The organism is Henriciella litoralis (assembly GCF_002088935.1).
GTDB lineage: Bacteria > Pseudomonadota > Alphaproteobacteria > Caulobacterales > Hyphomonadaceae > Henriciella > Henriciella litoralis.
Genome location: NZ_NCSS01000006.1, coordinates 1,668,614 through 1,693,028, shown reverse-complemented (window position 1 = coordinate 1,693,028; position 24,415 = coordinate 1,668,614). Strand labels below are relative to the sequence as shown.

Below are 24,415 nucleotides of genomic sequence, written 5' to 3'. Positions count from 1 at the left end.
CATATGCGTGTCAGCCTGACAGCCCTTGCCTTCGTCCTCGCCGCCTGCGGCCAGCAAACCCCCACAGAACCGGCCAATCAGCCAGCGCAGGAAACTGCGACTGTAGAAATCACCGAAGCCGACATGCAGGCTGAAACAGCCCGCCTGAACGAATGGTTCGACGAGAAGTATGAAGAGCAGCTGATGAGAAGCCCGATCGGGCTGACCTTCATCGGTCGCAAGGAACGCTATGGCGAGATCGACGACATGTCGAAGGAAGCCGCCGAAGCAGACCTCGCCTGGAAGGCAGAAACCGTCGAGGAGATGAAGGCGAACTTCGACTATGACAAGCTGACGCCGGAAGCCAAGAACTCCTGGGACATCTGGGAATACCAGTATGATCTCCAGAAAGAGGGCATGCAGTATTTCTACAACGGTTACACCTTTGACCAGATGAACGGCCCTCAGGCTTTCATCGCGACCTTCCTCATCCAGTTCCACCGCGTCGATACGCTTGAGGACATGGAAGCCTACATTTCCCGTATCAAGGAAGCGGGCCGGGCCGGGGGTCAGCTGCTTGAGCACGCCAAGACGGCCGCTGAAAAGGGCGTCCAGACGCCTGATTTCGCGCTCGAAGGCGTAATCGACCAGTCGAAGAAGATCATCACAGGCGCGCCATTCACAGAGGGTGAGCCATCAGACATCTGGGCCGACATCAATTCCGAAGTCACCAAGCTGAAAGATGCCGGCACCATTGATGACGCTCAGGCCGAAAAACTGCTCGCCGACGCTGAGACCGCGCTCATCGAAGACTTCGAGCCCGGCTATCAGAACATCATCGACTGGGCCGAGGCCGAGCTGCCAAACGCACCGTCCAACCCGACCGGTGTCGGCACGACGCAGCCAAACGGTCAGGCCTATTACAACTACCGCCTCAAGGCCTCCACCACGACGGACCTGACAGCCGACGAAATCCACCAGATCGGCCTCGATGAAGTTGATCGTCTCCACGGCGAAATGGAAGCCATCAAGGAAGAGTACGGCTTTGACGGCACGCTGCAGGAGTTCTTTGTCTTCCTGCGTGACAGCAAGGACAATCGCGACCTCTATTACGAGAACACCGATGCAGGCGCTGACGCCTATATCGCCGATGCAACGGCCGCGATCGACAATATCAAGACCCTGCTGCCTGACTATTTCGGCATCCTTCCGAAAGCCGATCTTCAGGTGAAGCGCGTTGAGCCTTTCCGTGAGCAGGATGGCGCCGCCCAGCACTACTATCCTGGTACGCCGGATGGCTCGCGCCCGGGCATCTATTACGCGCACCTCTCCGACATGGAATCCATGCCGAAGCGTGAGCTTGAAGTGATCGCCTATCATGAGGGCCTTCCGGGCCACCACATGCAGATCTCGATCGCGCAGGAGCTGCAGGACATCCCGCAATTCCGCACCCAGGCTGGCTTCACCGCCTATACCGAAGGGTGGGGTCTCTATTCAGAGGCGCTCGCCAAGGAAATGCCGGGGACCTATGACAACCCGATGTCGGAATTCGGCCGTCTCGGCTCAGAGATCTGGCGCGCCATCCGTCTGGTTGTCGATACCGGCCTTCACTCCAAGGGCTGGACTGAAGAAGAGGCGTTCAACTACTTCATCGAGAATGCGGCGATCACCGAACAACAGGCCCGCTCTGAAATCCAGCGTTACCTCGTGATGCCGGGTCAGGCGACCGCCTACAAGATCGGCATGTTGAAGATCCAGGGCCTCCGCGAGAAAGCCGAAACAGAGCTTGGCGACAAGTTCGACATCCGCGCCTTCCATGACACGATCCTTGGCGGCGGCGCGCTGCCACTGACGATCCTGGAACGCCGTGTCGACCAGTGGATCTCCGACGTTCAGAATGGCGTCGTAACCGCAGCGCCGGCCACTGAAACCGCGCCGGTCGTCGAAGAAGAGACGACTGAGACAGAAGTCACCATCGAAGAGTAAGGCTTAACGCCAACTCAGACCGAATAGGCCCCGAGGCGAAAGCTTCGGGGCCTTTCTTTTGTTCGATGCAGAGCAAGCGATACGGACACATTCCGTTATCGCGGCATCCTTCAGGGGCTAAACCGCCTCACGCTCACTCAACTCTCCGGCTTTCATCGCTTCGGTGATGTGGTCGGCGAGCAGCTTGGCCTTGCCTTTCAGCTTGCCGCCAGACCAGACGCAATGCAGGGGCAGGGCGTCGGCTTCCCAGTCGGGGAAGAGCCGCACCAGCGTGCCTTCGCGCACTTTCTCGCAGACAAGCCAGTCCGGCGCGAGGATATAGCCAAGGCCATCCTGCGCGCCCTGTATCAGCATGTCGCCGGATGAGGCGCGGAACCGTCCATCAACGCGCAGCTCTACGCGTTGGCCGGTGCCCGAATGCGTCAGCGCCCAGATTTGCGTGCCGGTCTTGTGGCGAAGATGCAGCGCCTCTTTCGGGTTGAGCTCGCCGGGATTGTCCAGTCCGGCCACCTGCTCGGCATACCCGACAGACGCCCAGAGTCGGCGCTGGCTAAGCGCAATACGTTTCGCCATCAGGCTGGAGTCCGAAAGGTCCCCCAGACGGAAGGCAAGGTCGATACCCTCCTGCACAATGTCCGTATACGTATCATCTGAAATCACATCCAGCGACACGTCCGGATACTGGCGCATGAAGCTCGCCAGCGCGGGTGCGATTACCATGCGGGACAGAGAGTGCGGCACCGTTATCCGCAGTTGGCCAACCGCCTCCTGGTCGAGGCCGCGTACTTCGGCTTCAGCGGCTTCAAAGTCCTGCAGGATCACCTTCGCGCGGGCATAGAATTTCTCGCCGGCTTCAGTCAGGCTGAGCGCCCGCGTGGTGCGCAGGAAAAGGTCTGCGCCAAGCTGCGCCTCAAGGTCCTGTATCCGCCGCGAAACGGTCGGTTGGCCGACATTGAGGTCAGCCGCCGCTTTGGAAAAGCTACCCGTGTCGGCCACCCTCAGGAATAGCCGCATTGCATCCAGCCGGTCCATCGCCTCATCTCCCTCAAAACCCTTCCATCCCAATATAGGCAGTAATCTGCGCCCCGCGACCCTCTCGCGCTGTTCAGGCGCGCCTCACCTCTTTGTGAGGGCGATTGCGCGCCTGTCATTCGCCTTCGGGGCTCGGCTGGCCTGACGTCGCGGGGGATTTCAAAACAGACGTCGGACCCATGCCATGACCCGTCTCAAGACCTGGCCGGCGCACATCATCGCCGTGATCATCTCGCTCGTCCCGGCCCGTCAGGCTGGGTCCTCACGCTTTTTCAGCGATGATCGGAACGTTCAGCCCGTTCGCCCGCTTGATTCAGTGATCCCTCTGGTCCGCCAAACAGGACCGGAGGGTTATTTTTAACAAAAGGGGCACCCCAATGGATCTTTTCCGCATCATCATCGCCATCCTGCTTCCGCCTGTTGGCGTTTTCCTGCAGGTCGGCTTCGGCCTTCAGTTCTGGATCAACATCGTTCTGACGATCCTCGGCTATATTCCAGGCATCATCCACGCCGTCTGGATCATCGCCCGCAACTAGGCCCTCCTGTCCTGCATCTCACATCGGGCGCACGCGGTTGTGATGGCCGCTCACCCGGTCATGAGATGCAACAAAGCTGCGGCATTGCTAGATTAGCTGTCTCACAACAGGAGACACGTCATGTCCGACAGTCCTTTCCGATCGAAGCCAGACCTGGTGCCCCGCACCGCGGCCCGGGGCATTTTCGCCGCGCTCGCATTGGGCGCGCTAAGCCTGTCTGTCGTCGCCCCGGCGCATGCCGATAAAGCGCCAGTCTATACCGGCTTTGCCTCCAACACCGCCGTCCAGGGCCATGACCCTGTGGCCTATTTTACCGACGGCAAACCGGTGAAAGGCAGCAAGGCATTCAGCACGGAGTATATGGGCGCGGAATTCCGTTTCGCCTCAGCTGAGAACCTCGCCACCTTCAAGGCAGACCCCGAAAAATACGCGCCGCAATACGGCGGCTACTGCGCCTGGGCCGTGGCTCAAGGCAGCACCGCAAAAGGCGATGCCGACCATTGGTCAATTGTCGATGGGAAGCTCTATCTCAACTACAATAAAAAAATTCAGAATGAGTGGGAACAAAACAAAGCTGAGTTCATTGATCAAGCGAACACCAACTGGCCGGTCGTCCTGAAATAGCAAGGCAATTCCCTCCTCCCCCTCACCCCGCCTTATTATTCCAGACCGGCTTGAAGACCCTGCACTCCCCCCTCAGTGCAGGGTCTTTTTACGTCTGGTGATCAGGTTTTCTGGCAGGACAGTTTGGGGTTCAGGCGAAGCGGCGCCCTAGCTGCCATCAGGCCGCTCGGCCCATTCCTTCAGGATGTGATGGGCCACCGCAAAGCTCATCGGCGCCATGATCTCCGGGTGCTTTCCGGCCAGCACGTCGCGCGCTTCAGCCCGTGTGATCCAGCGCGCCGCTTCCAGCTCAGTCTCATCAATCGTTATCTCGTCGCTTTCGGCGGGCAGCAGCATCCCGATCATCAGAGAGGATGGAAACGGCCAGGGCTGACAGAACAGATACTCGGCCTTGTCCGCGCGGCAGATGACACCTGATTCCTCATGGATCTCACGCGCCGCGCCTTGTTCCAGCGTCTCGCCCGGCTCGATAAAGCCCGCCAGACAGCTCCACATGCCCGCTGGCCAGAAAGACTGACGCCCCAACAGGCATTTGTCGCCCCGCGTTGCCAGCATGATGGCGACCGGGTCGGTGCGCGGAAAATGCTGGGTCTCACATGATGGGCAAACCCGCTTCCAGCCAGCTTCCTGCATCTCGCTTTCGGTGCCGCACTTGGCGCAGAACCGATGCGACTTGTGCCACTCAAAGATCGAGCGCGCCGTCGAGGCGAGGTTCAGCTCCAGCTCGGACATGCGCGACATCGCCATCCGGAAATCGGCAAACTCGCCAAGGCCCGCAATTAGCGAAGTTTCAAGATCGAACCCGTCGCCGACATCAATCGCGAAAACCGGTGTGCCGTTCTTGTCGAGGCCCATGAACAGGCGCCGCGCATCCGGCGCCGCCTTCGCCGCCTCCGGCCCCAGCCAGACAAGGCCGCCCTTCGCCGTAATCAGCGGCAAACCCTTCTGAACCACCAGGATCAGCACATCGTCGCGTTGATAGGCAGCCGATAGCCATGCCTCATCGCTACGGTGATGGCCCGCCCGGTCAATCGGACGTGAGCCGAGGGGGATAAATTCGGAATTATTATTGTGACTCGTCATGTCACCAGACCTAGCAGCATGACGCCCCTTGTCACCCCGCTTTCGATTCGCGATATACCCCTCAGGAGGCTGGCGGTGGACGAAGTCCTCGCTAACCGGGTCAGGTCGGGAACGAAGCAGCCCTAACGAGTTTCGCTTCGGGTCACTGTCCAGTCTCCGCTTCTTCATTAAATTTGAGGCCGCTGGAAACTTGGGTTTGGAAGCCAAGCCCAGCGGCGCTTGCTGTCCGGCATAGCCGGCTAAGACGATCCCGGTTGGAATGGAATCGAATTTCGCTTGGGTAGGGTCCACAGTCCAGACTGGTCGTCGCAAACAAGATGACCTTCGTTTTTCAGTCTCGTGAGATGGCTGCGCAAAGTGCGTTCATTTCTGCGGTCGTTTAGGCTCTTGCTCAAAAACCTCAGAATTTCCTTTGTTTGTTTTGGGCGTCCGTGTGCAAGAAGCTCGATGACCGAGCGCAATGTCGCGAACTTACCGGCATTTTTCGCCGTGATGAGTTCCCGCTGATTTCGATCATTCAGAAGCTTTGTGTCTCTGCTCAATTCAGACAGAAAGCGCTTGTATCTCTGCAATTCAGAGATTTGCCTGTCCACCTCGGCGATCTTTTGTCGATAGTACTTTGCATCGTTCATGAGTTGGACGTTACAGACTAACGCGGTGCGTCCATAGGGCTAATAATCCTAAGTAAATACAGACTTGTAAAAACAGAATAAATGTGGCAAACGCATAGCGTTTGAACTTTCCGCGTTAAAAATGCTGAATTGTGATTTCTTGGTCGACATGGCGGACCTCGCAATTCGGCCATAGTCAGCAAACGCCCGGCCGGTCTCAGACGGTCAAGGCTGTCGCAGGCGCCGCGTTCTTCGACGGGCTCAGGATTAGGCCATGAGGGGCTGAAACGGGGCGATCACTTTTCCACCCCACACACCTCAAAGCCCAACATCCGCAGACACCTGCGCAGGCAGGTGTCCATGGCTTTACATCTGTGGCTTCACCCGATCGGTAGCACTATGGATACCTGCCTCCGCAGGTATCTGCGGCCGCCCCGCACGTCTGCACACAAACCCCGATCTCCCCCGCGCAGGCGGGGGCCTCAGGCAGTCGATATGCGGCGCCCGTCTCACACGATCCCCGCCTACGCGGGGGTGAGCGGACGAGAGATGCGCGTTACATTTCAACCCCAAACCCCATCATTGCGTCGCCGCAACAGGGTCCAGCTTGAAGAGCCGGCAGAGCGGGTGTTCGGCCCCGTCATAGAAATAGTCAGACCCTGTCCACCCGGTCTGGAGCGGGCCGGCGCAAACCGGATGGTCCAGAAAACTCGGATCGTCTTCGCTGCCGCCATTGGCTTGCCAGGCCGCCACGAGGCTCGGAAACTCAAGGTCGAACTTTTCATGCTCGGCCCAGTAATACCTAGATTTGAAAACCAGCGGCGCGGCGTCCGTCCCATAGGACGCATAGAGCCGCGAGAGATCTTCGGCATGCGCGTCGCAATCGCGCTTCTCCGCCGCGTCGAGGGCGGATGTATCGGGCGTGTTCCAATACTCGAAACATGGCTCTGCCGGTTTGTAATCCGGGTTCTGCTGCCAGCCGAGCCGCGCAAAGGTTTGCTGGGGCCCGAGCTCTTCAATCAGCGCCCGTGCCGCCTCATCAGCGGTCAGTCCCGCCGTCTCACTCGCCTTTTGGGACACCGGTGACAGCCCGCATGCCGAGAGGCAGCAGGCCATCACCAGAGCAGAAATGCGTGCCCCCAAGCGTCTAGCCTCGTTCGCTCGGTGGGCGCACTTTCACAGGTGGCAGATTGCCGGGAATGCCATCAGGGCGGGCCGCTGCCAGCATGCGCTGATAGGCCGGCCGCGCTTCAACGCGCGTCTTCCATTCAGCGATCTTCGGGAATTTCGCTTCATCGACGAGGTTCAGCTTGGTCGCGACGTTCAGCGGGAACCACATCATGATGTCGGCGGATGAGAAATCTGCACCGCCAAAATAGTCGTGGTCCTTCAGATAGTTCTCCGAGTACTGGACGACCGCCTCACTATCGACCATGCGCGAACGTGCTTCTGGCGGGTTCGTGCGCCAGGCGCGGTAATCGCTGAACAGGCGCGCGGCCAGTGAACCTTCGGCATAGTGCAGCCACATCAGATGCTTTGCATAGTCAGGGCTTGCGATATCCGGGGTTAGTTCGCCCGGCGCATAGCGGTTGATGATCGTCTCGATGATCGCGCCGCTCTCGACAAGGATTTCATCGCCCAGCGTCACGGTCGGCACTTGCGGCATCTCATGGCCAAGCGCGCGAACCTTCGCCATCGAAGCTCCAAGATCGCCGCGCACATATTCGAGCTTGTACGGCATCTCCAGCTCTTCCATCAGCCAGACAATCCGCTCCGAGCGGCGCCCTTCAAGGTGATAGATTGTCAGTTCAGGCATCTCCATCGCCTCAGTCATGACTATGCTCTCTGTGCTGGTTGTGACGGGTGTGGCGGCGCAAGCGCTCGCCATGGCGAGCCCAAGGCCCGCTATCATCATACGCTTCATTCTGGTGTTCCTCCGGTTTTTATATATATCGCTGGGCCCGGTCGATCCGGCCAGCCTGTCTTGGCGTCAGGCCTCGTAGCGAGGCACTTGTTTGAGGTCGCTCATCCGCACACCGCGGTCATAGGCGGCGCGGCCGGTGACGAAGCTTTCCTCCGGCGCATCAGTTGGCGTGAGGCCCGAAGCCTCGAAGGCGGTGCGGATCTCGGCGCGGGCCTCAGGCGTCAGCACGGGCACATGGTCGGCCTCGCTGGCTGGGGGCAGGAGCAGGCCGCCATTGCCGCCGCCGAGCCAGGAATAATACTTGTTATGCTGCCAGGGGTGGGCGCCTGCGCGGATCACTTCTGACTGTAGCTGGAAGAAGGCGTCATGCACCGGCTGGATCGCGATGGCCGCTTCATTGGCCGCCTCGACATCACCGGCCGCCGTGGCCGCGAGCAGCTGATTGCCGAGCTGATTGTCCGGCGTCTGCACCGCCTCGCCATTCCACTGGCCGGACCATTGCATGTGATAGTGGCGCGCCAGCAGCGGCACGAAATCAAGGTTCACTGGCGCAACCAGCAGCCGGTCAGCCACCGCATCGCAAAGCTGCATCGTCGATGTCAGCGAGATCGGCTGGGACACTTTCAGCGCGACGACATTTGGCAGGTCCGCAATCCGGTCATAGACGTCCAGCGGCTGTCCGGCCGGCCCAAGGTGCGGGAAAGCGCGGCCTTCATTCAGCGCGGCATAGAGGATCACCGGAAGCTCGGTTGCCTCGATCCGTTTGCGCATTTCATCATAAAGCTCGTCAGCCGAAATGTCGGGCCGGTAGCGCGCGGCGAGCAGCACCGCATCGACGCCAAATTTCTCCTGCTGGCGCAGCAGCGCAATGTCCTGCTCGGCCTTGTTCGTAAACATGATGCCATGGATTGGCAGACGACCCGCGGATTCCTCGATCAGCGTGCGATAATAGGGTTCCCATTGCGGGTTGCCGGGCGGGGTCCAGTTGACCATCGGCATGGTGCCGCAAAAGCTGAGATCGATCGCGTGGCGGACATCATGGCGAAGGCCGTCCTCGTCCAGGGTTTCAAGATCGGGCTGAAAGCTTGGCAGGAAGAGGTTGGCGAGCCCGCGAAGGTGCGTTGCTGCCCATTCGCGCTGCGGCGAGGAAAGGCTTGGCGCTTTTGGCGCGGATTGGGCAGGGGTAGCGGCAGGTTCGCTGTGCGCATGTGCGCTCGCGGCCATCAGGGGCGCGGCGCTCGCGACGGAGGCGAGTTGCATGAGGCGGCGCCGACTGAGTGCGGCGGGTCCGCTTTGGGCCTGTCCGGTCGTCTGCGCATCCTGATTCATGTCTCGCACCTCATTTGTGGAATTGGTGCGATTGTCATCAAGCATGCGAGGCAAATTTGCAAGCGTGGAGAGGGGGAGGCTTGTTCTGCCAAGGGTTGAGCGTTTCGGGTCAAAATCGTCGTCGCACCGCCCAGAAAAACCCTGCTACGACACCCTCTATAGAGAACACCGCTACGACACCGTGATTCAGGCCATTTTCTTTAGAAAATTCGCGGCCGTCTTGAGATGGTTTTCCCGTTTTTCCTCGTCCATTTTTTCGGCCATCGACACCATCATCGCCCAGCGGGCATTGCCGGAAAGTTTTTCCCGGTTCTGCCAGATCCAGCGCCAGTAGAGCCCATCCCAGATATCGCACCATTCGCCTTTAGGGTGATTTCCCATCTTGCGGACATAGGCAGAGCCAGAGAAGTAGGGCTTTGTCGTGATGCGCCCACCATCGGCGTTCTGGCTCATCGCATAGGCATTCGTCACCATCACCCAGTCATAACTATCGGCGAACATTTCCATAAACCATAGATATATGTCATCCGGGTCGATCTCGCAGATGAACATGAACCCGCCAAGCACCATCAGCCGCTCGATATGGTGGCAATATCCGGTATCGAGGACACGTTTTATCGTGTCGTCTATGGGCGCAATCCCGGTCTCGCCCGTCCAGAAGCTTTTGGGCAAAGCCCGTGTGTGGCCCCAATGGTTCGTGGTGCGCATATCCACACCAAGATCCTCATAAGTTGCCCGCATAAATTCGCGCCAGCCGATGATCTGGCGGATGAAGCCTTCAACTGAATTCAGCGGTATGTCCTTGTTTTCTATGAAGGCCTGCGCGGCATCTATGACCAGCTTCGGGGTCAGCAGGCCGATATTCAGCATCGGCGTGATCGCCGAATGCCACAACAGACTTTCCCCCTCCAGAAGGGCGTCTTCGTAAGGCCCGAAAAGCTCAAACCGCTCGCGCAGAAACTGCCCGAGCCAGCTCTCCGCAGCCTCATGACTCGTTGGCCAATAAAGGTTTTTTAGGGAGCCATAATTGTCCGGGAAATCAGCCTCAACCGATCTGCGGGCCTCTTCCTCGATTTCATCAGGCCCAATGGGGCGAAGCTGCGGGACGCTATCTCTCAGTTTCTTGGGGACTTTCTTGCGATTGTCCTCATCAAAGCTCCATTGGCCGCCAACCGGGTTTTCCCCGTCCATCATCACGTCCAGCTGCCGGCGCTGGCGTTTGTAAAATTCTGCCATGAACCAGGACTTATTGTCTTCCCGCCAGGCCTTGTTCTCGCCCGGCGTGTTGAGAAACATGGGCGTATTGAGGAGCGTCAACGTCAGGCCATTGTCTTCGCAGTATTTTTTAAGGCGCCTTTCAAGGATAAAATCGACAGGATCACAGCAGATGATCTCCTTGGCGCCATCTTTCGCGAGCCGCTCAATCGTCGGGCGCAGCAGTGCCTCCCCCTTCTGGTAGCGAACAAGCTCAACCTCCGGCTTGAGCGGCTCCAGCTTTTTCATATACCGCGCCATGCTCGCCCGGTGCAGCCAAAGTTTCTGCTTGTGGAAGCGCATCGGGTACTGCCGATCGCCAAAGAACAGATTGTCCTCAATCAGCACGATCCGGTCAGGTCGCTTGTCGAGACCGGGATGGTGATCGAACAACTGGTGCGGGAAGATGATCAGCGTCTTGGTCATAACAGGATGAGCTAGGGCCGCCGCGCCCACAGGCAAAGACTGCAAAACCGCGTGCGGGCCATTGCGGAGCCCCCCGAGTCCCTGCCATTAATAAATTCGCAATGACTGACGAGACCAGCCCCCCCGAAGAAACCGAGCGCGATGACGCCACCTTCTCTATGTTCGGAGAAGAAGAAATGGCCGCGCCCGATGCAAAGGCGTCCTATCAGGTCCTCGCCCGCAAATACCGCCCGAAACTTTTCTCTGATCTGATTGGCCAGGAAGCGATGGTGCGCACACTGCGCAATGCGTTTGAGCTGAACCGTATCGCTCATGCATTCATGCTGACCGGCGTGCGCGGTGTCGGCAAGACGACCACGGCCCGCCTTCTTGCGCGCGCCTTCAATTATGAGGGTGACCATCCCGGCCCGAGCCTCAAGCTCGACCCGCCAGGAGAGCATTGCAAGGCGATCATGGAAAGCCGGCACCCCGATGTGCTGGAGCTCGATGCAGCCTCTCGTACGGGCGTTGCGGATATGCGGGACCTGCTCGACGGGGTGCGCTATTCGCCCCAGTCGGCCCGCTACAAAGTCTACATCATCGACGAAGTGCACATGCTGTCGACCGCATCCTTCAATGCGTTGCTGAAAACGCTGGAAGAGCCGCCGCCGCATGTGAAGTTTATCTTCGCCACCACGGAAATCCGCAAAGTGCCGGTGACAGTGCTGTCGCGCTGTCAGCGCTTTGACCTGAAGCGGCTCGACACGGCGGAGCTGGCCGGACACCTCGCCCGTATTGCCGGACGTGAGGGCGCCAACATCTCAGAAGAAGGCATCACGCTGATTGCCCGCGCCGCTGAAGGCTCAGTGCGCGATGGGCTGTCCATTCTCGATCAGGCGATTGTGCAGGGCCTTGATGGCGGCGAGATCTCCGGAGAGGGCATCCGCGACATGCTCGGCCTTGGTGACCGGCTACGCCTGCTGGATGCGTTCGAATACGCTGTCACGGGCAAGGCGCGTGAAGCGGTCAATGAGATCACCGAGCAGGTCCAGATTGGCGCAGATCCGCTGGTGCTGATGAAGGATCTGCTAGAGATTGCCGCCGATGTCGCCACGGTTCAGGCGATGGGGGATAATTACACGCTGCCGGGCCCGGCCGACTGGACCAAGCGTACGCGCCAGATCGCCGAAAGCATTTCGCCGGCACAGGCGCAGCGCAACTGGCAAATCCTGCTCTCAGGCTATCGTGACACCCAAAGCGCGCCCGAAGGTGACGTCGCGCTGCGTATGGTGATGCTGCGCCTGGTGTCGGCGGCGGGTCTGCCTTCGCCAGAGGACGCAGCCAGAATGATTGCGGGCGGTGGCGGCCCATCTAATCAGCAGGGCAGGGGCGGCAAGTCTGACCCGAATGTCGTGCCGGTCGGCGGCGAGCCGAGCGCGCGTCTTTCGAAGTTCGAGGATGTGCTGGACCTGCTGGAGAAAGAGCGTGAACCGCGCCTCTGGGGCGAGGCGAAATCCTATATCCGTCCAGCCCTGTTCGCTGAAGGTACCATCAGCTGCGACCTGAAAGACGGCGCCCCTGTCGACCTGCTGCGCCGCCTCACAGACTTCCTGGAAATCTCGACAGGCCATGAATGGGACGTGCAGCGCGCGCGCACCAGCCGCGAGACGATCAATGAGCGCGAGGAACGTGTAAAGGCCGAGCGCATTGAAGCTGTGAAGGCGCACCCTGATATTAAGGCAGCGCTCGCCGCCATAGACGGACTGGAAGTTATTGACGTAACGGTCGCACCAGCCCTTGAACAGAGCCCCGCCGGGGACAATGTGGTGCCTTTGCGCGTCGCAAATCAGAAGAAAGGGTAGTCCCAATGGGGATGAAGGATCTCTCAAAGATCATGCAGCAGGCCCAGCAGATGCAGGCCAAGATGCAGGAAGCACAGGAAAAGGTCGAAGCCACCGAAGCTGACGGCATTGCCGGGGCCGGACTGGTGAAAGTGCGCCTGAAGGGCAAGGGCGAGATGATCGGCCTTGAAATCGATCCGTCCCTGCTCGAAGATGATGCCGAAATCATCGAGGACCTTGTGAAGGCGGCCCATTCGGATGCCCGCAAGCGCCTTGAAGAGGCGATGGAAAAGGCGATGAAGGAAGCGACCTCCGGCATGAGCGGCATGATGCCCGGCTTCAAGATGCCGTTTTAGGCTGCCCGCCTCATGAGCCAGAAAAGCGCCGGCCCTGAAATTCTGAAAATGATCGAATTGATCGGGAAGCTTCCCGGTCTTGGGCCGCGCTCTGCGCGCCGCGCCGCGCTCCATTTGCTAAAGCGCAAGGACCAGCTGCTTCTCCCGCTCGCCGAAGCCTTGGCCGAAGCTGGCAACCGGATCGAGCGGTGCAATATTTGCGGCAATTTCGATACGCTACAGCCCTGCGCGGTTTGCCAGTCGCCCGGTCGCGATGACAGTGTCATCTGCGTCGTTGAGGATGTGCCCGATCTCTGGGCGCTGGAACGGGCAAGCGCGTTTCGCGGGCGCTACCATGTGCTTGGCGGCGTGCTGTCACCGCTGGACGGGATTGAGCCTGAAGACCTGACAATTGGCATGCTGGTCGACAGGCTTAAAGGGGGCGAGGTCAAGGAAGTGATCTTTGCATTGAGCGCCACGCTCGATGGGCAGATCACGGTCGATTATGTGCGTGACCAGCTTGAAGGCATCGACGTGCAGACCACCCGGCTTGCGCAGGGCGTTCCGCATGGCGGTGAGCTGGACCATCTCGATGAAGGTACGCTCGCTGCCGCCATGCGCTCCCGGCGTTAGACCTCCGGCCTCTGACGGCCTCGCCCTTCGACTTCGCTCAGGATGAGGCCTTCCGAGAGCTTTCATTCAAGCGCTCATCTTCAATGTGGTTCGGCAAGCGCTTTGTTGAGAAACGGGGCGACCGAGGCGCAATCTACTCTACAGCCCGCTCTTTCGCCCGCTTCCAGGCCGGGCGCTGCATGTTCCTTTCAAGATAGGCTTTGAGATGTTCGTAAGGGGCAAGCTCGCCCAGACGCTCGGCCATATTCCCGATATAGCTGACGCCAATGTCCGGCGCCTGAAACTTATCGCCTAGGATGAATTCGCGGTCGGCCAGTCTGTCATTCAGGATGCCGAGGTGTAGCGGCACTTCACCTGCCGCAAACGCGCTGAACACGGCCGATGGAGTGTCACCTTCGCGGGCGAGCAGCATCTTGAGGAAAAGCGGCAGGAAGGCTGACCCTTCAGGATAGTGTAGCCAGCGCAGATATTCAGCGTGAGCCGCATAATCTGTACGGGCTGGCGCGAATTTGCCATCAGTATCGTAGCGATCCACGAGATAGGCCGCAATCGCACCGGATTCGGTGAGCATGATGTCGCCATCCTCGAGGGTAGGTGACTTGCCGAGCGGCGTTGCCTTCTTGATATCATCCTGTGAGCGGAAGGTTTCCGGATGGCGGTGATAGACCTTCAGCTCGTAGTCCAGCTCCATCTCTTCCAATAGCCAGACCGTAAAGATCGAGCGCCCGACGCGCAGGTGGTGAAGCGTAATCATTGTGTTTCCTCCGAGGCCGTTTCGTCGGCTCTATTGTTTTGTGACGCGGTAAATCACGCCATCGGCATTTGCGGTCGCGACAAAGAGCTCGCCGTCTGGCCCCATGGCGACATCGCGGAATGGGATTTTGAGATCGGCCATCAGGTCTGTGGTTCCGAGGACTTGCCCGGCTTCATCAAGGTCGACATGGACGATCTTCTGGCCTTTGGGGCCGTTCATCGCGCCAATGAGGAGATCACCAGACCAGTCGCTGAATTCATCGCCGGAGACCAGCGCCATACCGGATGGGGCGATGGAGGGGACCCATTTCGTAACGGGCTGTTCCATACCGGGTGCGCTAGTCTCCTCGGTGATGATCGTGCCGTCATAATTGACGCCATAGGTGATGGCCGGCCAGCCATAATTATTGCCCGGCTCGATGATGTTGAGTTCATCGCCGCCTTTGGGGCCATGTTCATGTGCCCAGAGAATGCCGCGGGCCTCATCCCAGACAAGGCCCTGCACATTGCGGTGGCCATAGGTCCAGACAGCTGGCGCACCGTCGGAGCCATCGGCGAACGGGTTGTCTTCTGGTGTAGAGCCATCGCTGTTAATACGGGCGATGGTGCCGTGATAATTCATCGGGTTCTGGGCTTCGTCCATATAGCGGAAGCCTTCACCCATACTCACGATGAGGGTGCCATCATCGATAAAGACGAGACGGCCGCCAAAATGGTGCGAGGTTTCGCGCGGCGTGCCGGAGAAGATTTCCTGAACCTCGGTCAGTTGCGAGGCGTCTTCTGACAGAGTGCCGGAAATGACGGTTGTCGTATTCTGTTCCGGCGTGCCCTTCGCGAAGGAGAGATAGAGCCGTCGATTGGAGGCAAAATCGGGATCGAGTGCCATGCCGAAATAGCCGCCCTGGCCGTTGACCAGCGTGTCAGGTGTTCCGGCGACGGGCGAAGGCAGCAATTGGCCATCACGAATGATGCGGATCTGGCCGCCACGTTCGGTTACCAGCATATCGCCGCTCGGCAGGAATATCATGTCCCATGGAAAGTCCAGCCCCTCTGCGACAGGGGTCAGCTGAAAACCATCCTTGCTGACGAGCACATTCTCGGCGGTTTCGGCAGCCGCATCCTGGGTGTCAGCGGCTTGCGATCCATTCGACTTATCGGCGGCGGGTTCATCGGTGGCGCCTGAGCAGGCGACCGTGAGCGCGAGAAGGGAGGCGAGGGCGATCGCGTGTCTCATGTGAACTCCTGTAAGATAATCGCTGACTGTAATGATAATAGTAGATGGCGCAAACGTGTGTGGCGGCCAAAGAAAAAGGGCGGCCCGCGAAGGCCGCCCCGTTCCAGTCGTTATCCTGGTGGTTACCAGCGCTTGGTGACCGAGACGCCGTAAAGGGCAGGCTCGTTCAGGAACACGTTGGAGAACAGGCCTGACGAGTCATCGGTCAGGTAAGACCCGGTGATGACTTCCTCATCCGTGATGTTCTTGCCGAAGATCTCGAATTCGAGGCCGTTATCATTGTTGATGAACTGAATGGACAGGTTGAGGTTGTCCCAGCTCTCCAGCTCGTCGCGGCCCGTGTTCCAGACGCGGCTGAAAGCGTCGGCCTGGTAGTAGTAGTCGCCACGTAGACGCATGTCCCAGCTGCCGCCGCCAAGGGCTTCGAACGTGTACTCTGCGCCAATGTTCAGCGTGGTGTCAGGCGTGCCTGGCAGGTTGTTGCCATCCAGGTCCTTCGCATCGCCCTCGAATGGTGTGAGACCACCAATCGTCTGGGTCTGACCACTGCTGTCCGTGTAGGTCACAGTGCCTACACCGAAAGCTGTTTCAGCGCCGGCAAATGCGCCGGAGCAGAGACCGAGCGTTGCACCAGGGCCGACGCCCGGCACGGTTCCGGCCTGGATCGCACCGAGAATGGTTGCATACCCCTCGGCAGACACCACGCAGTTGGCCGCCCCAGGGAACTGTTTGAGCACCACCAGGTCACTGCGGCCGTTGGTGCGGTCGAGGACGTCAACGCCGTATGTATCCTTCACCTGTGCGTCGAGAAGGCCGAGATTGGCGTTGATGATGAAGGTAGAGGCCGGGTTCCAGATCGTCTCGATTTCGAGACCCTTGATCTCTGCGTCGACGTTGAAGTTCGCCGAGGTACGGTTGATGATCTGGGTGATCTGATAGCCGGTATAGTCATAGTAGAAACCGGTCGCGTTGAGCTGAAGGGCACCGCCCGCCAGCGTGTTCTTTGTCCCGACTTCGTAGGAGTTGATGAATTCCGGGTCGAAGAGTTCAGGGAAGGCGCTCACTGACCCGGCAGGTTGTGGCGGGTTGATGCCGCCGCCCTTATAGCCGCGCGAGTAGAAGGCGTAGAACAATGAGTCTTCCGACCAGCTCAGCTCCGGTGACCAGTCCAGACCAACGCGGCCAGTGACTTCTTCGAAGCTGGCCTGGGCTTTGCCTGTGCCGGCGAGTGGGTCTGGAATGTCGGCAATCGATTCCGACAGGAAGGTTGGAACACGCAGAACTTCCTTGTCATCCTTGGTGTAACGAAGGCCGAGCGTCGCTTTGAGATCGTCATTGATGTCATAATAGCCTTCGCCAAACACAGCGAAGCTCTCCAGCCAGTATGGCGTCAGGGAGCGGAAGTATTGACGCGACACGCCATCCAGATTCTCGATCGGCGTCGCACCAGCCCCATTGATATCTTCAATCGGGAAGACTTCAGCACCCTGTGCCGCGTTCAGGATCTGGTTGAAAGCGGACGAAGCGTTGAAGAAGACGTAATAGCTCTCCTGGATCTTCGGACCGGTATTGGTCTCGAAATCGACGGAAATCGCACCGAGATTGAAGTTGAATGGCCCGTCAAAATCCGACTGAAGGCGAATTTCGTGGGTCGTCTGCTCTGAATACGCACCGGAAAGGTCGGCTGCGACCGGGAAGTTGAAGGCGCCGAGCTGCGGGTCTTGCACCACGCCGCCGGGGAATAGCAGCCCATAGAGCGGCGCGAGCGCCGGATCCACAAGCCCGATGAATGGGCCGACCGTCGTGTTGAACGGCACGTCAGCGGCGTACTCGTTATAGTCTTCCTGGGAGATGACCTCGTTCTCATTATAGCTGCCAAGATAGGTCAGCAGCAGGCTGTCAGTGATATCGAATTCGGCCTTCCAGGTGAACAGGTCCTGCGAGCCTTCATAGGTCGGGTCGAAATAGCTTTCGGTCTTTCTCAGGTCGGGAATGATGCCGCTCGTATTGGCATCAATATTGATGGCATTGCCGGTCAGCGGATCGATGCCGCCTACCGTGCCAGAGATAAAGCCATACTGGCCACCAAGCGTACCGGCTGTATTGACGCCGCCAAGTGAAGCCGGATCGCTGAGGCGGGCCTCGACGCAACCCTGTGAGGTGATCAGCTGGTCAAATGCCGAGATCGAAATGCCAGCAAAGCTCGTTTTGTTCGGGTCCTTGGCGCAGAACTGCTTACCGGACCGGATGCGGTTATCGTCTTCTTCGAAGTGCTCATAGCTCAGGAAGGTCCGAAGACGGTCGGTCGGTTCAAATGCAAGCGATGCTCGGATTGAATAGAGATCGCGGTCGTCGACATCATTACCGGTCGTGACGTTGTCGACATAGCCATCGCGCTGAAGCATGGAGCCTGCAAGACGGAAGGCGGCCTTGTCACCCAGCGGCACGTTGATCATGCCCTTGGCCTTGACCGTATTGTAGTTGCCATAGGTCAGTTTCGCGTCGGCCTGGAATTCTTCGAGCACTGGCTTGGCTGTGATCAGGTTGAACACGCCGCCCGTGGCGTTCCGGCCGTAAAGTGTACCTTGTGGGCCGCGCAGGACTTCGACCCGCTCGACATCATAGAACTCTGCTTCGAACAGCGCGTTGGAGGTCAGCGGCACATCGTTCTGGTGTACACCGACGCCAGCGTCGGCGGACGTTGAAACGGCGTCAACGCCGATACCGCGGATCCGGAAGTTGTATCCGGAGAAGTTGCCCTTGGTGAAGTTTACGTTCGGGATCGATTTGACCAGGTCCGGCCCGCCGGCCAATTGCAGCTTTTCCAGCGCGTCCTCGTCAAAGGCCGAGACGGCAATAGGAACGTCCTGAATTGATTCTTCTGTTTTCTGCGTGGTGACGAGAACCGTGCCGAGTTTGCGCTGCACGTCCGTATCTTCCTGAGCGATGGCGGCTGGCGTTAGCCATCCGAGCGCGATCGCTGACGCACCCGTCAACATCAGATACTTTCCGAGTGTTTTTTGAGTCATTGAATTACTCCTCCCTGATGAGCCAGCCTTTGGCATGTGCTCAATACTTGCGTTTCCTCACGGGCCTTCCTTTATGTGTGGAAGTGCCTCGACTCTCATCTCAGGGCCTTGTGTGACATTTTGTCAACCTGTTCCTGCGCTTTCGTTTACTTGTCGTCGCGGCGTGTTTTTTTGGGCACGGATACTTCCCCTAACGGAACGTTTAGCTTGGACGCGTTGTGTAGCTCTGCTAATGGCGCGCTTATGTCCAAGCCGACTTCAGCCCTTGTTCTTTTTTCTGGTGGACAGGACTCCACGACCTGTCTTGCGTCGGCGCTCAAGCGTTTCCGGCACGTCGAGACCCTCGGGTTCGACTATGGGCAGCGTCACCGTGTGGAACTGGATTGTCGAAAGAACGTGTTTGCGGCGATGCGCGCGACGTTCCCGCAATGGTCCGATAGGCTTGGCGAGGATCATCTTGTCGACCTCAGCGTGCTGGGAGAGATCAGCGAGACCGCGTTGACGCGGGACGTTGATATCGAAACACCCGAGGGTGGTCTGCCATCGACGTTTGTGCCGGGGCGAAACCTTATCTTTCTGACGCTGGCGGGCGCCCTCGCGTGGCGTCGTGGGATCAACGTGATTGTCGGCGGCATGTGCGAAACCGATTATTCCGGTTATCCCGATTGCCGTCGTGAAACGATCGACGCCCAGCAGAAAGCCATGTCGCTGGGCATGGATCGCAACTTCACGCTCGAGACGCCGCTGATGTGGCTCGACAAGGCCGAGACCTGGCAGCTGGCCTATGATCTCGGCGGACCGGCGCTGGTCCAGATCATCGTTGATGCGACGCACACATGCTATCTCGGTGAGCGGGGCCGCAAGCATGACTGGGGATATGGCTGTGGCAAATGTCCGGCCTGCGAATTGCGCGCCTCTGGCTATCGCAAGTGGCAGGAGCGCCAAGGGTGAAAACCTATTCCGTCAAAGAGGCTTACGTCACGCTGCAAGGCGAGGGCGCCCAAGCGGGCCGTGCGGCATTGTTTCTACGCTTTGCCGGCTGCAATCTCTGGACGGGACTTGAGCGCGATCGTGCTTTGGCCGTCTGCAGCTTCTGCGATACCAATTTCGTTGGCACCGACGGTGAGAATGGTGGAAAGTTTCGTGGCATAGCGGCGCTCGTCGAACACGCTGTGGGCCTATGGCAGGCCGACGGCCGATCAATGAGCAAGGATGCCTACATTGTCTGCACGGGTGGCGAGCCGCTTTTGCAACTGGATGAGAGGCTGATTGAGGCGCTGCAAACTGCCGGATTTGAGGTCGGCGTAGAGACGAACGGGACGCAAGTTGCGCCGCCGTCGCTGGACTGGGTTTGCGTTTCGCCGAAAGCAAATGCCCCGATTGTTCAGACAAAAGGCGACGAGCTGAAGCTCGTCTTTCCCCAGGATGAGCCAGAAGCGCAGCCCGAACAGTTTGCAATGCTGCAGTTCAAACACTTTTTCCTGCAGCCCAAAGATGATAGCAGGCAGTCCGAAAACATTGCCGCTGCGGCGGCCTACTGCATGAAGCATCCAAAATGGCGACTGAGCTTACAAACCCACAAACTGATCGGGCTGCCCTGAGCCCGTCCGGCGAAGTGTTCGAAATCTCGAAGGCGGTGACCTTCGAGGCTGCGCATTTCATGGGCGGCAAGCCTGAAGGCCATCCTTACAGAAATATGCATGGCCACTCCTTCCGGCTGGAAGCGACCGTACGCGGCCGGGTCAAGCCTGGCGAGGAATGGGTTGAGGACTTCAGTCTGCTGACGGAAGCCCTCAACGAGGTTGCTGCAAAACTTGACCACAGACTTCTCAACGAGATCGATGGCCTTTCGGTCCCGACCCTGGAACGGATCTGCCTCTGGGTGGCGCGGGACCTCAAGACGACCTTGCCGAGTGTTTCGGCCGTTTGTCTGTCGCGGCCATCACTCAATGAAAGCTGCAGGCTGGTTCTGTCGCCTGATTGATCGGCGAAACAGGTTTGGCGGCCTAGTCGGTCAGCTCTTCAGCCAGTTTGCGAGCAAACTTTGAAGATGCCCGGTTGGCATCGCTCCAAACGCTTGCTGTGACCACATTCTCGATGCTGGTTTCATACCAGTCATATTCGAGTTCAGCGACCGGCGTTCCGGAGGCGTCGAACACGGTTCCTTTCAGGTCCATCCCGCCAAGCGATTTTGAACGAAGCATGTCGAGGCCGGGACGGTCTGACAGCTGTTTCATCGTCGGCCGGTTGGGTGTTGCGTCGAGAATAGTCACGGCAACACGATCAGCGTCTACATTGGCTTTCTTCAGCTCACGCTCGATGTCGCCCCGGATATCATCGGCGAGGCGATCACCTTCTTTGACGCCATAATCATCTTGCAGTTTTTCCTGGAACTCAGGTGAGTAGTTGACGTCAATTGTCGCTGCCAGGGCTGCTGGTGCGGTTGCGAGTGCGAACAAGGATACAAGTGCAATTTTCATGATGGTTCTCCTGCGGATGCAGTAAATATAATGTATGCAACGCTCGATAACAAAGCCGGTTGCTGCTCTATGGCTGTTGATTGCAAAGGCGAGGCAAGGGTCAGACTGTGTCCACGAAGACGATCTCAGCCGCTTTCACGCCTTTAAAAACAAGCGTCTCCGCACCTGTGACGGCTGCACCGTCTCGTGCGTTCAGCGTCTCGCCATTAAGGCTCACCGAGCCGTCCGCGACAACGAAATAGCCATAGCGGCTGGCCGGGACGACGTATTCCAGGTCTTCACCTTCCTTCAGCGTTGCGCCCAGAATGCGTGCATCCTGTCGGATGGGAAGGGCGCCGTCCTCCTCATTGCCGCTCGCCAGGACAGCCCATTGGCCAGACCGGTCGGCTTTCGGGAATTTACGCGCGCCCCAACCCGGCTGGCCGCCTGCTTCGGAGGGTTCAATCCAGATCTGGAACAGGGTCGTGTCCTGGTTTTCGGCATTCCACTCTGAATGTTGCACGCCGTTTCCTGCGCTCATCACCTGCACGTCGCCCGCTTCCGTCCGGCCCTCATTGCCAAGTGAGTCGCGGTGCGTGATCGCGCCGCTGCGGACATAGGTGATGATTTCCATGTCGCGGTGACCATGTGGCGGAAAGCCGGTTTGCGCGCGGATGCGGTCATCATTCCAGACGCGCAATTTGCCGTGTCCCATGCGGGCAGGGTCAAAATAGTGGGAGAATGAGAAGTGATAATGGGCGTCGAGCCATTCATTCTCGAAGGTGCCAAGGTTTTCAAATCGTCTGATATCAATCATGTCCAGTCTCCTGAAAGCATTTGTCTGTCAGAGAAATGGACAGGAGAGGTCTTTGCTCCAAGAGCGATGGGCAAAGATCACTTATGCGTGGAGCGCATCAATCGGTTGTTTTCTTGGCGCGCACCATCTCGACCTGCAGCGTGGAACCGGGGCTGATGAGAATGTCTTCATGGCGCAGTGGGATATCGATGCCCGCTTCCTTGAATTTGTCCCAGATATTAAGCAGCACCTCGGACGCGATATTCGAGACCCCGTTTTCAGGGTCATCGATCCAGAAACGCACTTCCAGTTCAATCGCCTCGTCGCCAAACTCCATGACGAGACACTTGGGCGCCGGCGAATGCAGGACGCGGGCGGTCGCCTTGGCGCCTTCAACAACAAGTTCGACCGCCTGGCGCAAATCCGACTCGTATTCGACGCGCAGGCGTTTCTTTACGCGCACTTCCTTGTTCGTATAGCTCCAGTTCACGACCTTGTCGGTGATCAGCATCTCATTCGGGATGAGGTGCTCCTTGCCATCGCGCGTGATGACCGACGCGTAGCGCAGACCGAGGGATTTCACCACGCCATAGGTATCATCGACCTCGATCACGTCATTTGGCTTGATGGAGCGGTCGGTCAGCAGGATGACGCCGGAGACAAAATTGGCGACGATTTGCTGCATGCCAAAACCGAGGCCAACACCAACCGCGCCGCCGATGACAGCGAGGCCGGACAGGGGAATGCCCAGACCTGCGAGGGTCAGAATGGCCGCCCCGAAGAACAGGCCGATCTGGAGCGCGTTCGACATTAGAATGCGAAGCGAGGGTTCAACCTTCGGCAGCGCATGAACCCGCGTTTTCAGTCGTTTCGAAAGCCAGCTCGCGACAAACAGGAAGAAGGCCGCTGTCGCGATCGCCTGCAAGACAAAGATCGGGCTGATCCTGCCGCCGGCAAAGGGCGGCCCGATATTCGAAAGCCAGGCAATAAGATCATCAAGCACGCCAAACGCGTAAAAGATGGCGAGCCCCCAGATGGTCCAGGCCAGCGGCTTGCGGACGAAATCCGGGAGAAAGGTCGTGACGAGCCGGATCAGCAGCCAGGCGAGGCCAAGTGATGCGGCGATGCGAACGAGCGTGCTTTCAAGACCAATGGCATTGAACGCGATAAGGCCGATATAGAGGGCCGTCGCCCACAGCGCCGGACGCACCAGTCGCGGCGTCGTTTCGTCAATGTTTCGGGCGATGGCTACGGGCAGGCGCTGGACAAGCGAAGACACTTGTTTGCGTGCGGCCGGGGCCAGAATGATACCGAAGAAAATGGCTGCTAGGATCAAGCCGACTTGCGACAGGATCGGAATGAGAATGTCGACGTTCAGGACATAAGTCTTCGACCAGCCGACCGGGTCATCCAGAAATGGGCGCGCCCAGGCCAGATAGTCGGTCTGGACCACGGGCGACACATCGGGGGAGGCAATGCCATCGGCTGGTACCGTTCGGCAATATTCGGTCCCGTCACGGACAACGCATTCCTTCAGGATTGCGTTGCCGTCGCCAGACGATGCCTCCCCCTGCATGTGGTCAGTCCCCTAGATTGGTTCGTACGGGAACACTGTGGTCGTTGGACCGAGATCCGTAAAGCTCCCCTGCATACTTGGCAGACCTTGCTCGATCAGGGATTCCGGGGTCCAGCCTTCGATCCGGGCGACGGATTTGACCGGCCGCGGCTGGCTGAACAGGATGACTTCATTGCCACGAACCGAGAAAATCTGGCCCGATACATCCTTTGCGCCATCAGCGCAGAGGGCGACCGCGAAGTTGGCGACCTGATCGGCCCGCATGCCGTTTTTCATCCGCTCGACGCGCTCTGCGCCCGCTTCATCCTTGACCGGGATGGAGGCAATCATGCGCGTCCAGGCAAACGGTGCAATGACGTTGGAGCGAACGTTCTTGCGCTCGCCTTCCATGGCGATGATGTGGGACAGGCTGGCGATACCAAGCTTGGCGGCGCCATAGTTCGCCTGACCGATATTGCCGATCAGGCCCGTCGTGGACGTGAACAGAACGTAGGAGCCGTCCTCCTGATCGCGGAACTCGTTGATCGAGGCGCGGGTGACGTTGAACGTGCCGTGCAGATGCACATCGATGACGGCTTTCCAGTCGGCTTCCGACATTTTGTGGAACATGCCGTCCCGCAGGATACCGGCTGGGTTCATGATGGCATGAAGGCCGCCAAACTCATCCTTGGCCTGCTCGACCATGCCTTCGACGGCCTTGTAGTCTGTCACGCTATCGGAGTTCGAGACCGCCTCGCCGCCAGCGGCGCGAATTTCGGCGGCGACTTTTTCGGCCGGGCCTGCGTCACCTTCGTCAGCGCCGGTCAGGCTGCCGCCGAGATCGTTGACGACAACCTTTGCGCCCTGACGCGCGGCCAGTAGCGCGCATTCCTTGCCGATCCCGTTGCCGCCGCCTGTGACAAGCACCACTTTTCCGTCGAGTACGCCCATATTATCCTCCAGATTGACTTGATTGTACCGGGCTATTTCCAACACCGTTGCACGCCGAAAGGCAAG

Annotated in this window: 23 protein-coding genes and 1 other RNA gene; 11 read left to right on the top strand and 13 right to left on the bottom strand. The window is 58.8% G+C overall.

The genetic code is table 11. From position 1 onward, the window contains the following. The first annotated feature begins 3 nt into the window (after positions 1-3). Positions 4-1,965, top strand: a complete 1,962-nt coding sequence (locus B8783_RS11725) for a DUF885 domain-containing protein (RefSeq protein ID WP_084420300.1) — start codon at positions 4-6, stop codon at positions 1,963-1,965. Between the two features lie 117 nt (positions 1,966-2,082). Here B8783_RS11725 and B8783_RS11720 read toward each other — a convergent pair whose 3' ends face one another. Further along, positions 2,083-2,997 carry a LysR family transcriptional regulator gene (locus B8783_RS11720; RefSeq protein ID WP_084420299.1) on the bottom strand — a complete coding sequence of 305 codons (915 nt, stop codon included), beginning with the start codon at positions 2,995-2,997 and terminating at the stop codon, positions 2,083-2,085. A 184-nt stretch (positions 2,998-3,181) separates the two neighbouring features. On the opposite strand from B8783_RS11720, the gene B8783_RS18510 reads away from it, so the two are divergent. From B8783_RS18510 to B8783_RS11710, 3 genes are all read left to right on the top strand, one after another. After that, complete coding sequence (locus B8783_RS18510) at positions 3,182-3,358, top strand: hypothetical protein (protein ID WP_169711783.1); 177 nt, start codon at positions 3,182-3,184, stop codon at positions 3,356-3,358. Positions 3,359-3,374: 16 nt separating this feature from the next. Next, positions 3,375-3,533, top strand: coding sequence for a YqaE/Pmp3 family membrane protein (locus B8783_RS11715; protein ID WP_084420298.1), 159 nt, complete (start codon positions 3,375-3,377; stop codon positions 3,531-3,533). 120 nt (positions 3,534-3,653) lie between these two features. Beyond that, the gene (locus tag B8783_RS11710) at positions 3,654-4,157 is read left to right on the top strand and encodes a YHS domain-containing (seleno)protein (protein ID WP_084420297.1); all 504 of its coding nucleotides are present in this window, start codon (positions 3,654-3,656) and stop codon (positions 4,155-4,157) included. A gap of 147 nt (positions 4,158-4,304) precedes the next feature. Here B8783_RS11710 and nudC read toward each other — a convergent pair whose 3' ends face one another. Then, positions 4,305-5,240 (bottom strand): NAD(+) diphosphatase, encoded by a 936-nt coding sequence (nudC, locus tag B8783_RS11705; RefSeq protein WP_084420296.1) that lies wholly within the window; start codon positions 5,238-5,240, stop codon positions 4,305-4,307. Between the two features lie 64 nt (positions 5,241-5,304). Between nudC and ffs the strand changes: the two genes are divergently transcribed. Beyond that, an RNA gene (gene ffs / locus B8783_RS11700) (signal recognition particle sRNA small type) lies at positions 5,305-5,401 on the top strand. A 1,029-nt stretch (positions 5,402-6,430) separates the two neighbouring features. Here ffs and B8783_RS11690 read toward each other — a convergent pair. From B8783_RS11690 to B8783_RS11675, 4 genes are all read right to left on the bottom strand, one after another. Then, entirely contained in the window at positions 6,431-6,994 is a 564-nt protein-coding gene (locus B8783_RS11690) for a hypothetical protein (RefSeq protein WP_084420294.1), read from the bottom strand. Between the two features lie 4 nt (positions 6,995-6,998). Further along, complete coding sequence (locus B8783_RS11685; protein WP_084420293.1) at positions 6,999-7,775, bottom strand: glutathione S-transferase family protein; 777 nt, start codon at positions 7,773-7,775, stop codon at positions 6,999-7,001. A 66-nt stretch (positions 7,776-7,841) separates the two neighbouring features. Next, positions 7,842-9,149 carry a dihydrodipicolinate synthase family protein gene (locus B8783_RS11680; RefSeq protein ID WP_233355763.1) on the bottom strand — a complete coding sequence of 436 codons (1,308 nt, stop codon included), beginning with the start codon at positions 9,147-9,149 and terminating at the stop codon, positions 7,842-7,844. Between the two features lie 141 nt (positions 9,150-9,290). Beyond that, the gene (locus B8783_RS11675; protein ID WP_084420292.1) at positions 9,291-10,784 is read right to left on the bottom strand and encodes a cryptochrome/photolyase family protein; all 1,494 of its coding nucleotides are present in this window, start codon (positions 10,782-10,784) and stop codon (positions 9,291-9,293) included. 101 nt (positions 10,785-10,885) lie between these two features. On the opposite strand from B8783_RS11675, the gene B8783_RS11670 reads away from it, so the two are divergent. From B8783_RS11670 to recR, 3 genes are read left to right on the top strand one after another with little or no spacing between them, the layout of a single operon-like run. Continuing rightward, on the top strand, positions 10,886-12,625 hold the full coding sequence (locus B8783_RS11670) for a DNA polymerase III subunit gamma/tau (protein ID WP_084420291.1): 1,740 nt from the start codon (positions 10,886-10,888) through the stop codon (positions 12,623-12,625). An 11-nt stretch (positions 12,626-12,636) separates the two neighbouring features. After that, the gene (locus tag B8783_RS11665; RefSeq protein WP_199288173.1) at positions 12,637-12,960 is read left to right on the top strand and encodes a YbaB/EbfC family nucleoid-associated protein; all 324 of its coding nucleotides are present in this window, start codon (positions 12,637-12,639) and stop codon (positions 12,958-12,960) included. A gap of 12 nt (positions 12,961-12,972) precedes the next feature. Continuing rightward, positions 12,973-13,572, top strand: a complete 600-nt coding sequence (gene recR, locus B8783_RS11660; protein ID WP_084420289.1) for a recombination mediator RecR — start codon at positions 12,973-12,975, stop codon at positions 13,570-13,572. Between the two features lie 133 nt (positions 13,573-13,705). Here the strand turns inward: recR and B8783_RS11655 are convergent, their stop codons facing one another. The 3 genes from B8783_RS11655 to B8783_RS11645 all read right to left on the bottom strand — a co-directional run bounded on the left by B8783_RS11655 (position 13,706) and on the right by B8783_RS11645 (position 18,588). Next, positions 13,706-14,326 carry a glutathione S-transferase family protein gene (locus tag B8783_RS11655; protein ID WP_084420288.1) on the bottom strand — a complete coding sequence of 207 codons (621 nt, stop codon included), beginning with the start codon at positions 14,324-14,326 and terminating at the stop codon, positions 13,706-13,708. 30 nt (positions 14,327-14,356) lie between these two features. Beyond that, positions 14,357-15,559 (bottom strand): PQQ-dependent sugar dehydrogenase, encoded by a 1,203-nt coding sequence (locus B8783_RS11650; RefSeq protein ID WP_084420287.1) that lies wholly within the window; start codon positions 15,557-15,559, stop codon positions 14,357-14,359. A 122-nt stretch (positions 15,560-15,681) separates the two neighbouring features. After that, positions 15,682-18,588: a TonB-dependent receptor gene (locus B8783_RS11645; protein WP_233355762.1), complete on the bottom strand. Its 2,907-nt coding sequence runs from the start codon at positions 18,586-18,588 to the stop codon at positions 15,682-15,684. 243 nt (positions 18,589-18,831) lie between these two features. Here B8783_RS11645 and queC point away from each other — a divergent pair, with 243 nt between their 5' ends. Genes queC through B8783_RS11630 form a run of 3 tightly spaced genes read left to right on the top strand, consistent with a single transcriptional unit; the run spans position 18,832 to position 20,572 of the window. Further along, positions 18,832-19,539, top strand: a complete 708-nt coding sequence (gene queC / locus B8783_RS11640; RefSeq protein WP_084420286.1) for a 7-cyano-7-deazaguanine synthase QueC — start codon at positions 18,832-18,834, stop codon at positions 19,537-19,539. Continuing rightward, the gene (gene queE, locus B8783_RS11635) at positions 19,536-20,189 is read left to right on the top strand and encodes a 7-carboxy-7-deazaguanine synthase (RefSeq protein ID WP_233355761.1); all 654 of its coding nucleotides are present in this window, start codon (positions 19,536-19,538) and stop codon (positions 20,187-20,189) included. The genes queC and queE overlap by 4 nt, the downstream gene beginning before the upstream one ends. Further along, complete coding sequence (locus B8783_RS11630; RefSeq protein WP_084420284.1) at positions 20,144-20,572, top strand: 6-carboxytetrahydropterin synthase; 429 nt, start codon at positions 20,144-20,146, stop codon at positions 20,570-20,572. Before queE ends, B8783_RS11630 begins: the two co-directional genes overlap by 46 nt. Before the next feature lie 22 nt (positions 20,573-20,594). On the opposite strand, the gene B8783_RS11625 is transcribed toward B8783_RS11630, so the two are convergent. From B8783_RS11625 to B8783_RS11610, 4 genes are all read right to left on the bottom strand, one after another. Continuing rightward, positions 20,595-21,068 carry a hypothetical protein gene (locus B8783_RS11625; protein ID WP_084420283.1) on the bottom strand — a complete coding sequence of 158 codons (474 nt, stop codon included), beginning with the start codon at positions 21,066-21,068 and terminating at the stop codon, positions 20,595-20,597. Between the two features lie 100 nt (positions 21,069-21,168). Beyond that, the gene (locus tag B8783_RS11620) at positions 21,169-21,864 is read right to left on the bottom strand and encodes a pirin family protein (RefSeq protein ID WP_084420282.1); all 696 of its coding nucleotides are present in this window, start codon (positions 21,862-21,864) and stop codon (positions 21,169-21,171) included. Between the two features lie 97 nt (positions 21,865-21,961). Then, positions 21,962-23,419 carry a mechanosensitive ion channel family protein gene (locus B8783_RS11615; RefSeq protein WP_084420281.1) on the bottom strand — a complete coding sequence of 486 codons (1,458 nt, stop codon included), beginning with the start codon at positions 23,417-23,419 and terminating at the stop codon, positions 21,962-21,964. Positions 23,420-23,431: 12 nt separating this feature from the next. Next, positions 23,432-24,349 carry an SDR family NAD(P)-dependent oxidoreductase gene (locus B8783_RS11610; protein WP_084420280.1) on the bottom strand — a complete coding sequence of 306 codons (918 nt, stop codon included), beginning with the start codon at positions 24,347-24,349 and terminating at the stop codon, positions 23,432-23,434. Positions 24,350-24,415: the final 66 nt, after the last annotated feature.

Bases quoted from the DNA above. Each gene is read 5' to 3' on its own strand.
- B8783_RS11655 (WP_084420288.1), bottom strand. From the start codon at position 14,326: ATGATTACGCTTCACCACCTGCGCGTCGGGCGCTCGATCTTTACGGTC.
- B8783_RS11670 (WP_084420291.1), top strand. From the start codon at position 10,886: ATGACTGACGAGACCAGCCCCCCCGAAGAAACCGAGCGCGATGACGCC.
- B8783_RS11715 (WP_084420298.1), top strand. From the start codon at position 3,375: ATGGATCTTTTCCGCATCATCATCGCCATCCTGCTTCCGCCTGTTGGC.
- B8783_RS11620 (WP_084420282.1), bottom strand. From the start codon at position 21,864: ATGATTGATATCAGACGATTTGAAAACCTTGGCACCTTCGAGAATGAA.
- B8783_RS11680 (WP_233355763.1), bottom strand. From the start codon at position 9,149: ATGCTTGATGACAATCGCACCAATTCCACAAATGAGGTGCGAGACATG.
- B8783_RS11630 (WP_084420284.1), top strand. From the start codon at position 20,144: ATGGCGACTGAGCTTACAAACCCACAAACTGATCGGGCTGCCCTGAGC.
- nudC (WP_084420296.1), bottom strand. From the start codon at position 5,240: ATGACGAGTCACAATAATAATTCCGAATTTATCCCCCTCGGCTCACGT.
- B8783_RS11720 (WP_084420299.1), bottom strand. From the start codon at position 2,997: ATGGACCGGCTGGATGCAATGCGGCTATTCCTGAGGGTGGCCGACACG.
- B8783_RS11625 (WP_084420283.1), bottom strand. From the start codon at position 21,068: ATGAAAATTGCACTTGTATCCTTGTTCGCACTCGCAACCGCACCAGCA.
- B8783_RS11710 (WP_084420297.1), top strand. From the start codon at position 3,654: ATGTCCGACAGTCCTTTCCGATCGAAGCCAGACCTGGTGCCCCGCACC.
- B8783_RS11645 (WP_233355762.1), bottom strand. From the start codon at position 18,588: ATGACTCAAAAAACACTCGGAAAGTATCTGATGTTGACGGGTGCGTCA.
- B8783_RS11615 (WP_084420281.1), bottom strand. From the start codon at position 23,419: ATGCAGGGGGAGGCATCGTCTGGCGACGGCAACGCAATCCTGAAGGAA.
- B8783_RS11665 (WP_199288173.1), top strand. From the start codon at position 12,637: ATGAAGGATCTCTCAAAGATCATGCAGCAGGCCCAGCAGATGCAGGCC.
- recR (WP_084420289.1), top strand. From the start codon at position 12,973: ATGAGCCAGAAAAGCGCCGGCCCTGAAATTCTGAAAATGATCGAATTG.
- B8783_RS11675 (WP_084420292.1), bottom strand. From the start codon at position 10,784: ATGACCAAGACGCTGATCATCTTCCCGCACCAGTTGTTCGATCACCAT.
- B8783_RS11725 (WP_084420300.1), top strand. From the start codon at position 4: ATGCGTGTCAGCCTGACAGCCCTTGCCTTCGTCCTCGCCGCCTGCGGC.
- B8783_RS11610 (WP_084420280.1), bottom strand. From the start codon at position 24,349: ATGGGCGTACTCGACGGAAAAGTGGTGCTTGTCACAGGCGGCGGCAAC.
- B8783_RS11650 (WP_084420287.1), bottom strand. From the start codon at position 15,559: ATGAGACACGCGATCGCCCTCGCCTCCCTTCTCGCGCTCACGGTCGCC.
- queC (WP_084420286.1), top strand. From the start codon at position 18,832: ATGTCCAAGCCGACTTCAGCCCTTGTTCTTTTTTCTGGTGGACAGGAC.
- B8783_RS18510 (WP_169711783.1), top strand. From the start codon at position 3,182: ATGACCCGTCTCAAGACCTGGCCGGCGCACATCATCGCCGTGATCATC.
- B8783_RS11685 (WP_084420293.1), bottom strand. From the start codon at position 7,775: ATGAAGCGTATGATGATAGCGGGCCTTGGGCTCGCCATGGCGAGCGCT.